Annotated in this window: 12 protein-coding genes; 8 read left to right on the top strand and 4 right to left on the bottom strand. The window is 68.4% G+C overall.

Features of this window, described 5'->3' with window-relative positions:
* Positions 1-67: 67 nt before the first annotated feature.
* Positions 68-901 (bottom strand): sigma-70 family RNA polymerase sigma factor, encoded by an 834-nt coding sequence (locus tag BJ980_RS11225; protein WP_179502368.1) that lies wholly within the window; start codon positions 899-901, stop codon positions 68-70.
* 71 nt (positions 902-972) lie between these two features.
* Positions 973-1584 (bottom strand): vitamin K epoxide reductase family protein, encoded by a 612-nt coding sequence (locus tag BJ980_RS11220; protein ID WP_179502367.1) that lies wholly within the window; start codon positions 1582-1584, stop codon positions 973-975.
* A gap of 40 nt (positions 1585-1624) precedes the next feature.
* Between BJ980_RS11220 and BJ980_RS11215 the strand changes: the two genes are divergently transcribed.
* The 3 genes from BJ980_RS11215 to BJ980_RS11205 all read left to right on the top strand — a co-directional run bounded on the left by BJ980_RS11215 (position 1625) and on the right by BJ980_RS11205 (position 3857).
* On the top strand, positions 1625-2005 hold the full coding sequence (locus BJ980_RS11215; protein WP_179502366.1) for a VOC family protein: 381 nt from the start codon (positions 1625-1627) through the stop codon (positions 2003-2005).
* 83 nt (positions 2006-2088) lie between these two features.
* Positions 2089-2565 (top strand): TrkA C-terminal domain-containing protein, encoded by a 477-nt coding sequence (locus tag BJ980_RS11210; RefSeq protein ID WP_179502365.1) that lies wholly within the window; start codon positions 2089-2091, stop codon positions 2563-2565.
* Positions 2562-3857, top strand: coding sequence for an ArsB/NhaD family transporter (locus tag BJ980_RS11205; protein ID WP_343047787.1), 1296 nt, complete (start codon positions 2562-2564; stop codon positions 3855-3857). Before BJ980_RS11210 ends, BJ980_RS11205 begins: the two co-directional genes overlap by 4 nt.
* Positions 3858-4422: 565 nt before the next feature.
* Here BJ980_RS11205 and BJ980_RS11200 read toward each other — a convergent pair.
* Positions 4423-6186, bottom strand: coding sequence for a hypothetical protein (locus tag BJ980_RS11200; RefSeq protein ID WP_179502364.1), 1764 nt, complete (start codon positions 6184-6186; stop codon positions 4423-4425).
* Between the two features lie 259 nt (positions 6187-6445).
* Here BJ980_RS11200 and BJ980_RS11195 point away from each other — a divergent pair, with 259 nt between their 5' ends.
* Both BJ980_RS11195 and BJ980_RS11190 read left to right on the top strand, forming a co-directional pair.
* The gene (locus tag BJ980_RS11195) at positions 6446-8011 is read left to right on the top strand and encodes a peptide chain release factor 3 (RefSeq protein WP_179502363.1); all 1566 of its coding nucleotides are present in this window, start codon (positions 6446-6448) and stop codon (positions 8009-8011) included.
* A gap of 18 nt (positions 8012-8029) precedes the next feature.
* Positions 8030-9031 (top strand): AraC family transcriptional regulator, encoded by a 1002-nt coding sequence (locus tag BJ980_RS11190; protein WP_218855482.1) that lies wholly within the window; start codon positions 8030-8032, stop codon positions 9029-9031.
* Here the strand turns inward: BJ980_RS11190 and BJ980_RS11185 are convergent.
* Positions 9023-9538, bottom strand: coding sequence for a gluconokinase (locus tag BJ980_RS11185; protein ID WP_179502361.1), 516 nt, complete (start codon positions 9536-9538; stop codon positions 9023-9025). The genes BJ980_RS11190 and BJ980_RS11185 overlap by 9 nt on opposite strands.
* 158 nt (positions 9539-9696) lie before the next feature.
* On the opposite strand from BJ980_RS11185, the gene BJ980_RS11180 reads away from it, so the two are divergent.
* Genes BJ980_RS11180 through BJ980_RS11170 form a run of 3 tightly spaced genes read left to right on the top strand, consistent with a single transcriptional unit; the run spans position 9697 to position 13266 of the window.
* Complete coding sequence (locus BJ980_RS11180) at positions 9697-10533, top strand: SDR family oxidoreductase (protein ID WP_179502360.1); 837 nt, start codon at positions 9697-9699, stop codon at positions 10531-10533.
* Complete coding sequence (locus BJ980_RS11175; RefSeq protein ID WP_179502359.1) at positions 10530-11978, top strand: flavin-containing monooxygenase; 1449 nt, start codon at positions 10530-10532, stop codon at positions 11976-11978. Before BJ980_RS11180 ends, BJ980_RS11175 begins: the two co-directional genes overlap by 4 nt.
* 10 nt (positions 11979-11988) lie before the next feature.
* Positions 11989-13266, top strand: a complete 1278-nt coding sequence (locus BJ980_RS11170; protein WP_179502358.1) for a lipase family protein — start codon at positions 11989-11991, stop codon at positions 13264-13266.
* Positions 13267-13268 lie beyond the last annotated feature (2 nt).

The following is a 13268-nucleotide window of genomic DNA, read 5'->3' as shown; positions in this document are numbered from 1 at the left end:
ATGTGTAGTCGGTCTTGTCTTGTTGACGTGTGCCGGAGCGCAGGTGTGACCGGCCCGGACAAAAACTTCAGCGCCGCCGCGCGCCGTCGCGTCGAGCGACCTGCGCGAGCACCTCCGGAGCGGCCCGGAAGTCGATCCGCTGCACGACACCGGCCACGATGGTGAAGTCGAAGACGACGCGCGCCTCGCCCTTGTGGAACCAGGCCGACCCGGCCCGCTGGTCGACGTACACCGGCAGCGCTGCCTGGGCGGCGCCGTTGAAGAAGGTGGCCACCTCGTCGCGGCCCGCGATGCGCTGAGGGGTCCCGGCGAGTACGGCGGCCTCGTCCCCGGCGATGAACGCATCCGGTGCGAGCAGCTCGACCAGCCGGGAGAAGTCACCCTCGCGGGCCGCGGCCATGAACGCGTCGACCACTTCCCAGTCCGTGAGCGGGTCCGTGCTCCGCGGCTGGGCGACCTTCGCCCGGGCCCGGGAGGCAAGCTTGCGGGCGGCCGTCGGGGTCACGTCGAGGGCAGCCGCGATCGTCGGGAAGTCGAAGCCGAAGCTGTCGTGCAGCACGAACGCCACCCGCTCGTTCGGGCTCAACCGGTCCAGGACGATCTGCAGCGCGATCCCCACCGCGTCGGCCAGTGCGACGTCCTCGGCCGGGTCGGGGGAGACCTCGGTGAGCTCGAGGTCCTCCTCGGGGACCGGCGTACGCATCCGCAACCGGTCCAGGCACAACCGGGTGGTGACCGTGGTCAGCCAGGCCGGCAGGTTGTCGATGTCGGTCGTCGTGTTGTCCATCCGCAACCAGGCCTGTTGGACGATGTCCTCGGCCTCGCCGGCGTTGCCGAGCACGCGGGTCGCCAGGCTCACCAGCCTCGGTCGCTCGGCTGAGAATCTCTCGGTCAGCTCCATGTGATCACCCTTCCATCTCGTGTGTCCTCAGCACTACGACGGATGGGGGCCCGGTGGTGTGACCGCCGACGTCAGACCAGGGTCACCCAGTAGTCCCAGAACCGCACCGCGACCAGGCCGACGATGACGACGAACCAGGCGGTCAGGATCGCGGCCTGATAGCTGGTCAGGAACCCGGCCACACGTCGTACGCCGGAGCCGGTGGTCGCCCAGGACCTGAGGTTGTGCAGGGTGGTGACCCAGAAGATCGGGATCATCACCGCCCAGACCACCATGCAGTAGGGGCACAGGGCACCGATGACGTAGAGGCTCTGACAAATCAGCCAGTGCACGAAGACGACACCGAAGCTCACCCCCGCCTGCGCTGCCCACCAGAACCAGCGGTGGAGCCTCGCGCCGGCCAGCAGAGCGGCACCGAGCATCGCCACCGCCGTGAAACCGACGATCCCGATGATCGGGTTCGGGATGCCGAAGACCTCAGCCTGCGCCGTGTTCATCACCGACCCGCACGAGAGCACCGGGTTGATGCTGCAGGTCGGGACATAGTCGGGATCCTTGATCAACGCGATCTTCTCGACCAGCAGCACGATTGCGGCCACCAGGCCGAGCAGGCCGCCGATCGTCAGGGTCCAGGCGAGCCCGCGGGTGGGGAGGGTTCCTGGTTCTTCGTCACCGCTGGGCATGGTGCTGACCCTAGGCCAGCGAGAATGTCAGACTCGGAGCATGGGAACTCGCATCGCGAACATCGTCATCAATGCAGTCGATGCCCGACTCGTCGCCGACTTCTGGGCGAAGGTGCTGGACTGGGAACACCTCGACGAGGAGCACGGGATCATCTGCATCGGTCCCGCCGGCGGGGCCCTGCCCGGCATCGACGTCGCCCCGTGGGGAAGGGCCAAGACCACCACCAACCGGCTGCACCTCGACCTGCGCGCGGACGGCACCACCAAGGACGAGGAGCTCGAGCGGCTTCTCGCGCTGGGCGCTCGCAGGGTCGACGTGGGGCAGGGACCCGACGTCAGCTGGGACGTGCTGGCCGACCCCGAGGGCAATGAGTTCTGTCTGCTGTCGGGCACCGTCCAGGAGCTGCAGCAGCGCCAGTAGTCGGCTCCCGGGCCACTGGTCCGCACCCAAGATGGGTGGCAGCACCTATATGGCTGGGCACCCGGCTCCCCTTGACTTGAGGGATGGAGGTCGGAGAGCTCGAACTGGCCATTTCGGCGGGGATGATCTGTGCGGCTCTGGGCTTCACGGTCGGCCTGGCGATCGGACGTGGCCGCCAACCCCGATGGACGGAGAAGGGCAGCTTCGTCCACAAGGTGTCCATCGGCTTCGCGACGCTCGACCGGCTCGACGCGGTGATGCTCCGCTTCGAGGTGGAGGTGGGGTCGAGACTCGCCGGCGTGGAGGTCGGTGAGCTCCGACTGCCCGACGGTGCCGCCGTAGCCCTGGTCACCCGCGGCTCGCTGGTCATGGTCCCGACCGGTTCCACAGCGCTGCGTGTTGGGGACCAGGTGCTGGTGGTTGCGGCGCTCGGTCAGGTGAGCGCGGTCGAGGACCGGTTGCTGTTGGTCAGCAGGTTCGGCCGGCTGGCGGGCTGGCACGAGGCGATGGAACCCCAGAACTCGGTCAGGGCCCTGGGCGTACGGCGGAGGTCGGCGTGATCCTGACGTCCGCCGCCATCTCGATCTTCATCGTCAGCTATGCCCTGATCGCCACCGAGCGGGTGCACCGCGTCGCCGCGGCCTTGGGCGGGGTGGCCGCGATGGCGGTGATCGGGCTGGTCGATGCGGAGTCGGCCTTCTTCAATCACGAGACCGGCATCGACTGGAACGTGATCTTCCTGCTGTTCGGGATGATGGTGATCGTCGGGGTCCTCAAGCAGACCGGCCTCTTCGAGTTCCTCGCCCTGTGGGCGGCGCTCAAGTCCGGCGGGGAGCCCTATCGGCTGCTGGTCCTGCTCGTGCTGGTCTCCGCCACCGTCGCGCCGATCCTGGACAACGTCACGTGTGTCCTGCTCGTGGCGCCGGTGACGTTGTCGGTGTGCCGTCAGCTGGGCCTGCGGCCGGCGCCGTACCTGATCTCCCTGATCCTGGCGTCGAACATCGGCGGAACGGCCACCCTGATCGGCGATCCGCCGAACATCATCATCGGCAGCCGGGCCGACCTCAGCTTCGTCGACTTCCTGGTCCACTCGTTGCCGCTCACCGTCGTACTGCTGGCCGGGTTCATCGTGATGGCCAAGTGGCTCTTTCGCCACGACCTCAAGGCCGAGGCCACGCTCGACGGGCGGCTGGGGGACATCCGGCCGCGCGATGCGATCACCAACATGCGAATGCTGGTGCGGTGCCTAGTGGTTCTCGGGCTCGTGATGGTCGGGTTCAGCCTGCACACCCTGCTGCACGTCGACCCCTCGATGGTGGCGATGCTGGGTGCCGGGGCCACGGTGCTGGTCTCCCGCACGGAGCCGGACGAGTTCCTCGAAGAGGTGGAGTGGGGCACCCTGGCCTTCTTCATGGCGCTGTTCGTCCTGGTCGGTTCGCTGGTCCAGGTCGGCATCATCGGCGAGATCGGGGAGTGGGCTGCTGAGGCGATGGGTGACCAGGAGCTGCTCGCCGCCACGGTGCTGCTCTTCGGGTCCGGTGTCGTGGGCGCCTTCGTGGACAACATTCCCTACACCACAGCGATGGTGCCGATCGTCGAGGACATGGTCGGTGCCACGCCGCAGTCCGGCGCCGAGAGCCCGTTGTGGTGGGCCTTCGTCTTCGGCGCTGACCTTGGTGGCAATGCCACCGCCGTAGCGGCGGGCGCCAACGTGGTGGTCCTGGGCATCGCAGCCAAGGCCGGTGAGCCGATCAGCTTCTGGCAGTTCACCAAGCACGGCATCGTCGTCACCGTGGCGACGTTGCTGGTCGCGTGGCTCTATGTCTATCTGCGCTACTTCGTGATGGCCTGAGCCTGCGGATGAGTGCCTGGCCGTCACCCGTGGCACCGGGGTCCTCAGACCTGTGCCGTCCTGACGAGGTGAACTCTTGAACTTTGATGTCGGGCGGAGCAACTACTGGTGCTACCAACGTGCGTTCGCTCTCTACGACAAGCGTGTCAAGAAGATCGCGCCAACCACAGTTGGGGTGTACTTCTGCCATGCCGCGTGCAATTTTCCGTCTCAGAGCTCCGGCCGACGGAGTTGGAGGCTTCCTAGAGTTTCTCGGCTCATGGCGCTCTCTGCTGGACAACAACGCCACCACCGTCAGCTGGCGGGCAACGGTCTTCCTCCCAGCCCTTAGTTGTCGAGACGGAGGAGTTGCTGACCGCCCGGAGACACGCTCAACTATCCCAACGAACCTGGGAGATCAACGGCGTCCCGTTCAGATTGCACGAGCCCCGCAACGACGACGACCGCAACATCTGTGAGGAGTTGATTGACGAGGCATTTGGTGGCCAACCCACCAAATGAGGTCCGGCACCCCGTGGCCCGTCCTACCACCCCGGGGCAGTGGTGATCCATCGGCGTTCGTGGGTCATCGCTGATCCTCACTTCGCGAACTCGACCGTCCACGCTGTGTCCCCACGACCTCGCCATAGCCGGGGTTCTGGTCACGGATGATCAGGGCGAGATGTTGCTCCCCCTGCGACCGACCGGTGAGGGCGTGGCCCAGCGACTCGTCGATGCGGTGTGTGCCGCGCTCATCGACGAGTAGCCATCGGTTGTGGGGTGTACGCCAGACATGGGTGCCTGGCCTGGGTTGTCGCACGGTGTAGTTCAAGTAGGTCTTGACCCGGTGGTGATATCTGCCCAGAGGGGCAGCATTGTGGGTGCCGCTCTGTCCTGGTGGTGCGGGTCGACCGGGTATGTCGTGCCGGTAGGGCACGCAGTGGTCGATGTCGCCGTGCCGGCTGATCCGGGTGGCGTGCGGGAACGGGTCGGCGGGCGTGGTCAGGTGGATGCGCTCGCGTAGCCATTCGGGGTGTTCGTAGGCGTTGCTGCTGATCCGGTCGTTGAGGTCGATGACCGGTTTCACGGTGATCTGGGCGTGGCCCAGGAGGTCGGCGAGGTGCTCGACGAGGCGAGGGCCGCCACCGTCCTCGACGCGGACGACGCCGGTGCCCGTGGTCAGAGCGGACTCGTGTAGGTGGGCATAGACAACGGCCTGTGGGCGCAGCTTGGCGGGGTCGATCGATTTGAGGGTGTCCAGGAGGCGGGCGGGGAATCTCCGCAGCCAACCGCTGTCTGGTGACTCTTCGGGATTCCTGTCCGGCTGTCCGTCTGGTTCCCCGTCCCGTCGGCCATCAGGTTGTCCCTCTGGCCTCCCGTTCGGTTGCCCGTCTGATCGATCGCATGATCGGTCGCCGGTGTGCCCGGTGTCCCCGTCTTCCTGGGAGTCGCGGTCACGATCCACGCGGTACGGGCTCTGGTCGGGGTCGCCGGTGTGTCCTGTGCCCGCGTCACCCTGGGAACCGGCGTCTCGATCCGCGCCGTACGGGCTCTGGTCGGGGTCGCCGGCGTGCTCGAGCAACAGGGCGAGCAGCTCCGCGGGTCGGGCGAGCCAACCGAAAGCCTCCGAGCGCAGCAGGTCCCTGCCGCGCGCCGGCGCTCCAGCGGTCTCGTCCTGGAGCGCGAGGATGTCGGCGATCCGGTTGAGCAAGGCATCCACCCACACCGCGTCCCCGTGCTCCACGCGGGCGATCACGTGCCGCAGCCCCGTCTCGTCGACCCGACCGACCGAGACATATCTCCGGGCGCGATCGGCGTCGATGCGCGCGGCCCAAGCCTCCGGGTTGGCCTCGATGATCTTGGCCTCCAGGATCGTGAAGAACCGTCCCGGTTGCTCACCGGCCAACGCGGTCGCGACCCCGGCGTCGACCTGCGCAGTCTCGCTGACCGACAGATGACGGGTGGCGCGGGCCAGCTTGCGGGCCACCCACACCTCACACGCCAACCCCTGCACCACCGCCCAGCAGCCCGGCAGGCGGTGGATCAGGTCCAGCGCGTCGGCCACCAGGAAACGCGTGGCATGGACATGGGTCTGTCGCGAGATCGCCAGCTCGGCCAGGCACAGGTCCTGCACCCACGGCGTACCGTCTCCTCCGACCTGCACCAGCCTGGGCCCGCCTCGTCGGGCACAGGCACGACCCGCCGGCTCGGCTGTGGGATCGGCCGCGTGCAGCACGGCCCACTGTGCCCCCGCGGCAAGGTCGTCGACCTCCAGCTGGCGCCGTTTGACCACCGTCGACTCCGCAAACGCGAGCACCGCGTTCGCATCGAAGTCGGCCAGTTTTCCCATACCCAGAGCCAATCAGGCACCACCGACAAAACGACCTCGAAAACCCACCCAGATCCCACAATTTGGACAAGGACTCAGAGAAATTCTCGCCCCGATCCCAGAGCGTCAATTGGCGACGGGTCAGCGGAGATCAGAACGTGAACTCGCGACGGGTGGGCGGGGGTCAGGGTGTGAATTCGCGACGGGTCGGCGAAGGGGCGGTGGGAGGGGGTACGCCGTCGCTTCGGCCCCGGAGCGGCCCTGCGGGTATCTTCTGGGAGTGTCCGACAAGCGTCCCCGCCGTACCTTCGCCGTCATCAGCCACCCCGACGCCGGCAAGTCCACCCTCACCGAGGCCCTCGCCCTGCATGCCCGGGTGATCACCGAGGCGGGCGCGGTGCACGGCAAGGGGAACCGGCGCGCGACGGTCTCGGACTGGATGGAGATGGAGAAGGCCCGAGGCATCTCCATCACCTCGGCCGCGCTCCAGTTCGTCTATCGCGACCACGTGATCAACCTGGTCGACACCCCCGGGCACAGTGACTTCTCCGAGGACACCTACCGAGTGCTCTCCGCGGTCGACTCGGCAGTGATGCTGGTCGACGCCGGAAAGGGCCTCGAGCCGCAGACCCTCAAGCTCTTCCAGGTGTGCGCCCTGCGCGGCATCCCCGTGGTCACCGTGATCAACAAGTGGGACCGTCCCGGCCTGGCGGCGCTCGAGCTGATGGACCTGATCGAGCAGAAGATCAAGCTGCGCCCCACCCCCCTGACCTGGCCGGTCGGGGAGGCTGGCGACTTCCGCGGCGTGCTGGACCGGCGCACCGGTGAGTTCGTGAAGTACACCCGCACCGCAGGCGGCGCGACCCGTGCCCCCGAGCGGCGGATGCCGGCCAGCGAGGTCGAGGAGGTCGACCTCGACGTGTGGTCGGACGCGGTCGAGGAGCACGAACTGCTCTCAGTCGACGACGCCGACCACGACCAGGCGAAGTTCCTCGCCGGCAAGACCACCCCGGTGATGTTCGCCAGCGCCCTGCAGAACTTCGGCGTCGCGCAGCTGCTCGACCTGCTGCTCGACCTGGCCCCGGCCCCCGGCCCGACCGAGGGTGTCGACGGCACCACCCGCGAGCCCGAGGATGACTTCAGCGCCTTCGTCTTCAAGGTCCAGTCCGGGATGAACGCCGCGCACCGCGACCGCCTCGCCTATGCCCGCATCGTCTCGGGCGAGTTCGACCGAGGCATGGTCGTCACCCACGCCTCGACCGGCAAGCCCTTCGCCACCAAATATGCCCAGGCCGTCTTCGGTCGCGACGTCTCCTCCATCGAGCACGCCTATCCCGGCGACATCGTCGGCTTCGTCAACGCCCAGTCGCTGCGCGTGGGGGACACGGTCTATGTCGGCGACAAGATCGAGTTCCCGCCGGTGCCGACCTTCGCGCCCGAGCACTTCATGACCGCCTCGGCGGCCGACATCGGTCGCTACAAGCAGTTCCGCCGTGGCATCGAGCAGCTGGACCAGGAAGGCGTCGTACAGGTGCTCCGTTCCGACCTGCGCGGCGACCAGAGCCCGGTGCTCGCAGCCGTCGGACCGATGCAGTTCGAGGTCGTCCAGGAACGGATGACCAACGAGTTCAACTCCCCGATCCGGCTCTCCCGACTGGACTTCCAGGTCGCCCGGGTGACCGACGCCGACGGTGCCGAGGCTCTCAAGGGCGCCCGCGGCTGCGAGGTCCTGCAGCGTTCGGACGGCACCTACCTGGCGCTCTTCACCGACCAGTGGCGTGCCGGCGTGACGGCCCGGGACAACCCCGACATCATGCTCGAGGCACTGCCTGCCGGCGGAAGCTGACCTCCTCCGATGGGCCCGATGATCCGCGCTGCGAGCCTGCGCGGGTTCGTGCCGCTGGTCGAGGAGCTCGGCGGCAACCCGGGTGCCCTCCTGGACCGGTTCGGCATCCCGGCCGGCGCGCTCGACTCCGACGACAGCCTGCTCCCGCTGGCCGCGCACGACCTGATGCTCGACGCCGCCGCTGCCGAGCTCGACTGTCCCGACTTCGGCATCCGGATGGCCCAGTTCCAGGACCTGAGCATCCTGGGACCCCTCGCCATCGCGATCCAGGCATGCTCCACCGTCGCGCAGGCACTGGAGGTCGCCTCGAGGTTCCTGTTCGTGCACAGCCCGGCGCTGAGCATCGGCGTCGAGCCGGACCCGAGCGGGGCCCGGGGCGTGATCGCGGTGAGCTGGCGCAAGGACCCGACCTCCTCGACGTACTCGGCCCAGGCGATGGAGCTCGGGATCGCGTTGATCCACCGGATCGCCGTGGCCCTGGTCGGCGAGGTCCCCGGTCTGCGGTCGTTCTGCCTGGTCCACCAGCCGCTCTCGCCGGTGCAGCGCTACGTCGACCACTTCGGCGCCGACGTCCGGTTCGGGATGCCGTTCACCGCGATCCGGGTCGAACGACGGATCCTCGACAAGGCCTTCGAGACCGCGAACGAGTCGATCCGCCTGCTCGCCCTGGAGCACCTGTCGACCAGCTATGACGACCCGCGCCACCGGATCTCCAGCCAGGTACGCCGGGCACTGGCCGGCTCATTGGGGATCGCGGTGCCCTCGCTGGCCGGGGTGGCGCACCTGTTCTCGGTCCACCCGCGCACCCTGCAGCGACAGCTGGCCGCCGAGGGTACGACGTTCGAGGAGGTGCTAGACGGCGTACGCCGGGAGGAGGCGCGGCGCTATCTGACCACGACCGACCTGCCCCTGGGTCAGGTCGCGGCGCTGGTCGCCTTCAGCGAGCAGTCCTCGCTCAGCCACGCCTGCCGGCGCTGGTTCGGGGCCACGCCCAGGGCCCTGCGCCAAGGCTCAGCCTGACTGACCGGTCTCGCGCCGGATGCCGTCGAGTGCCGCAGCGATCACGTCCTCGAGCGGCGGGGCCACATCGACCACGACGCCGCGCTCGTCCGGGTCCAACGGCTCGAGCGTGGCCAGCTGGCTGTCCAGCAGCTCGGTCGGCATGAAGTGCCGCTCGCGTCCGGCCATCCGGGGCAGCAGCACCTCGCGGGTGCCCGACAGGTGCACGAAGACCAGCTCGGGTGCGCCCCGGCGCAACTGGTCCCGATAGGAGCGCTTGAGCGCCGAGCAGGTCAGCACCACGGGTTTGGAGGCACTCGCGGCCGCGGCGAGCACGCCTGCCAGCTCTTCGAGCCAGGGCCGGCGGTCATCGTCGTCGAGGGGAATGCCCGCGGTCATCTTCTCGATGTTGGCGCGCGGGTGGTGGTCGTCGCCCTCCACGAAGTCGAGGTGCAGCGCGGTGGCCAATCCCCGGCCGACGCTGGACTTGCCGGTGCCGGAGACGCCCATGACCACCAGGCTGGGCATCCCAGGATCAGGCACAGGATCAGGCACAGAATCAGGCACAGGATCAGGCACAGTCATCGCCGCCTTCGTGGGTGTGACCCAACAGTGTCGTGTTGGAACAAGTTTTTTGCGACCCCAGGTCGCACAATTGCGTGACCCATGATCCACGAGGAGTGAAGATGTCCCAGCAGGGAGCGGTCGTGACCGGCGCCGGTCGCGGCCTGGGCAAGCAGATCGCCCGACTGCTCGCCGAGCGTGGCCACCAGGTGCTGGTCACCGACATTGACGCGGCGACCGCACAGGCGGCGGCCGAGGAGATCGGCCACGGCGCCACCTCGATGGCCGTCGACGTCCGGGACCGCAACCAGGTCGACGCCGCCCGCGACTACATCGTCCAGACCGCCGGCAACCTCTCGGTGTGGGTCAACAACGCCGGCGTGCTCTTCACCGGACCGGCCTGGGAACAGGACACCGACGCCCACCGGCTGATGCTCGAGGTCAACGCGCTCGGCACCATCAACGGCACCGTCTCCGCGCTGGACCACATGCGCGGCAACGGCGGCGGCCACGTGGTCAACATCGTCTCCCTGGCCGGCCTGACCGCCGTCCCGGGCGAAGCGGTCTATGCCGCCTCCAAGCACGCCGCGATCGGCTTCAGCCTGAGCACCGTGGCCGACCTGAAGCTGGCCGGCATCACCGACATCGACATCTCGTGTATCTGCCCCGACGGCATCTGGACCCCGATGCTGCACGACAAGCTCGACGACCCGGCCGCGGCACTGTCGTTCTCCGGCAAGCTGCTGCAGCCCGAGGAGGTCGTCGCCGCCGTGGCCAAGGTCCTCGATCGCCCGAAGCTGGTCACCACCCTGCCCGCCTGGCGGGGCCTGGTGTCCCGCCTGGGTGACCTGCTGCCACCGGTGGGCCTGTTCGCCGCACCGCTGGTGGTGGCCCAAGGGCGCCGTACCCAGAAGAAACTGTCCCGAAAGACACTGCAGGACCAGGGAGTATCCGCATGAACCCGAGCATCGCCATCATCGGCACCGGCTTCGGTGGCCTCGCTGCCGCCATCGAGCTGCGCAAGCGTGGCTTCGACGACATCGTCATCCTCGAGAAGGCCGACGACGTCGGTGGCGTGTGGCGCGAGAACACCTATCCCGGCGCCGCCTGCGACGTCCCGTCGCCGTTCTACTCCTACTCGTTCGAGCCGAACCCGCGCTGGCCGCACCGGTTCTCGCGGCAGCCGGCGATCCTGGACTACATCCGAGGTGTCGCCGACAAGTACGACCTGAACCGCCACATCCGCTTCGGCAGCGAGGTCGAGGGCGCGACGTACGACCAGGACTCCGGCAAGTGGACCGTCGACATCGCCGGCGCCGAGCCCCTCGTCGTCGACGTCCTGGTGCCCGCCGTCGGACAGCTCTCCCGACCGGCATACGCGCCGATCCCGGGACGTGAGTCCTTCGCCGGCCCCAGCTTCCACTCCGCCGAGTGGGACCACGACGTCGACCTGACCGGCAAACGGGTCGCGGTGATCGGCACCGGTGCGAGCTCGGTCCAGTTCGTCCCCGAGGTCGCCCAGGTGGCCGGCCACCTGGACCTGTTCCAGCGCAGCGCGCCGTACATCATGCCGAGGCCGGACCGGAAGTTCTCCTCGCTGCACGGCAAGGTCTTCGAGAAGCTCCCGGTGACCCAGCTCGCCGAGCGCTACACCTGGGCCTCGGCCGTGGAGAGCCTGAGCGTGGCGTGGATCTATTCGCAGGCCTACGCCCGCACCCTGCGCGGCGCCTCGATGCTGCACATGAAGCTGCAGACGAAGTCGAAGCCGGGACTGTTCGAGAAGGTCTGGCCCGACTATCCGATCGGTTGCAAGCGGATCCTCTTCTCCAACAACTACCTGCCCGCTCTGGCCCGGGAGAACGTCGACGTCGTCACCGACCGGATCGCCGAGATCACCGCCACCGGCGTCGTGACCACGGACGGTGTCGAGCACCCCGCGGACGTGATCATCTGGGGCACCGGCTTCAAGGCGACCGAGATCCTCGCCCCGATGGAGATCGCCCGCAGCGACGGCCACCGGCTCGCGGACGAGTGGAAGGCGGGGCCGCACGCCTACTACGGGTTGGCTGTCCCGGGTTTCCCGAACCTGCAGATCATGTATGGCCCGAACACCAACACCGGTGGCGGCTCGGTGATCTTCTTCCTCGAGGCGCAGGCCAAGCACGTCGCCGACTACGTCGCGCACGTCGCCCGGACCGGCCAGCCCCACGTCGTACGCCGTGAGGTCGAGGAGGCCCACGACCGTGAGGTGCAGGCGTCGCTCTCGGGCTCGGTGTGGAGCCAGTGCACGTCCTGGTACCGACAGGCCGACGGTCGGATCCCGACGAACTGGCCCGGCCTGAGCGGGCAATATCGCAAGGGCGCAAAGTTCGACTCGGACGACTACGAGCGCGCAACCGTCTAACCTCGCACAGGTGAACCACAGCGACGAGCGCGCGCAGAGACCGATCCGGCCGCACGAGGACCCGTTCCACGAGCCGCCGGCGGACCTGCACGCGCTCGCGCCCGGGGCGATCATCCGCACCAGGCAGGTGCAGCTGGCGTTCCTCGGGCTCATCCCGCAACGGACCCAGGCCTGGCAGCTCGCCTTTCGCAGCACCGACCTGGACGGAACGCCCGAGGTCGCGGTGACCACCCTCGTCGTACCCGACGGCTTCGAACCCGGCGAGCCGCAGCGACTGATCGCCTACCAGTGCGCGATCGACGCGGTCTCGGACCGGTGCTTCCCCTCCTACGCGCTGCGTCGCGGTGCCCGGGCCTGGGGTGCGCTGCCGCAGTTCGAACTGATGATCATGGCCGCGCTGCTGGAGCGCGGCCACGTGCTCACCCTCGCCGACCACGAGGGCCGTCACGGTCACTTCGGTGCCCCTCGCGAGCCCGGTCACCGGGTGCTCGACGGGATCCGCGCCACGCTCTCGTTCGCACCGCTCGGCCTCGAATCGTCAACCCCGGTAGGGCTCTTCGGCTATTCCGGGGGCGGGATGGCCTCGGCCTGGGCCGCCGAGATGGCACCGACCCATGCGCCCGAGCTGTCGATCGTCGGCGCGGTCCTCGGCTCGCCGGTGGGCGACCCGGGGGAGGCGTTCCTCAAGCTGAACCGTGGACTGAACGCGGGCCTCCCGGCGCTCGTCGTCTCCGGCCTGCGCCACGCCTACCCCGGTCTGGCGCGGGTGATCCGGCAGCACGCGAACGTGGCAGGCCAGCGCCGGCTGGACAAGCTGCGGGAGCACAGCACCGTCACTGCGGTGATCACGCACGCCTTCAACGACTTCGACGACTACCTCGACATCCCGCTGGCCGACATGCTGGCCCTGCCCGAGGTGCTGCACGTCTTCGACGACCTCCGGCTCGGTGTGCGGATCCCCACCTGCCCCCTGCTGGTGGTGCAGTCGACCAACGACCAGATCATCGACGTCGACGACGTCGACATCCAGGTGGAGAAGTATGTCGACGGCGGCGCCGAGGTGCTCTACCTGCGCGACAGGTTCAGCGAGCACATCAGCCTGATGATCCTCGGCCTGCCAGCGATGTTGGACTGGCTGGAGCGGCGCTTCGACGGGGAGCAGGCTCCGGTCGGCACGAGCACCGTGAACTCGATCGCCCTGTCTGGACATTCGATCGGGCGATCGCTCCCGGCGTTCCTGCGGCTGTTCGGGGCCGCTGCCAAGACGGTGGTCGGCCGGGCCGGCTGAAC

The organism is Nocardioides daedukensis, from assembly GCF_013408415.1.
Classification (GTDB): domain Bacteria; phylum Actinomycetota; class Actinomycetes; order Propionibacteriales; family Nocardioidaceae; genus Nocardioides; species Nocardioides daedukensis.
The sequence above is the reverse complement of the archived record's forward strand: the minus strand, read 5'-3'. Positions and strand labels throughout refer to the sequence as shown.

Excerpts from the sequence above, each read along its gene's own strand:
- BJ980_RS11225 (WP_179502368.1), bottom strand. The coding sequence starts at position 901 with ATGGAGCTGACCGAGAGATTCTCAGCCGAGCGACCGAGGCTGGTGAGC.
- BJ980_RS11220 (WP_179502367.1), bottom strand. The coding sequence starts at position 1,584 with ATGCCCAGCGGTGACGAAGAACCAGGAACCCTCCCCACCCGCGGGCTC.
- BJ980_RS11215 (WP_179502366.1), top strand. The coding sequence starts at position 1,625 with ATGGGAACTCGCATCGCGAACATCGTCATCAATGCAGTCGATGCCCGA.
- BJ980_RS11210 (WP_179502365.1), top strand. The coding sequence starts at position 2,089 with ATGGAGGTCGGAGAGCTCGAACTGGCCATTTCGGCGGGGATGATCTGT.
- BJ980_RS11200 (WP_179502364.1), bottom strand. The coding sequence starts at position 6,186 with ATGGGAAAACTGGCCGACTTCGATGCGAACGCGGTGCTCGCGTTTGCG.
- BJ980_RS11190 (WP_218855482.1), top strand. The coding sequence starts at position 8,030 with ATGATCCGCGCTGCGAGCCTGCGCGGGTTCGTGCCGCTGGTCGAGGAG.
- BJ980_RS11185 (WP_179502361.1), bottom strand. The coding sequence starts at position 9,538 with ATGCCCAGCCTGGTGGTCATGGGCGTCTCCGGCACCGGCAAGTCCAGC.
- BJ980_RS11180 (WP_179502360.1), top strand. The coding sequence starts at position 9,697 with ATGTCCCAGCAGGGAGCGGTCGTGACCGGCGCCGGTCGCGGCCTGGGC.
- BJ980_RS11175 (WP_179502359.1), top strand. The coding sequence starts at position 10,530 with ATGAACCCGAGCATCGCCATCATCGGCACCGGCTTCGGTGGCCTCGCT.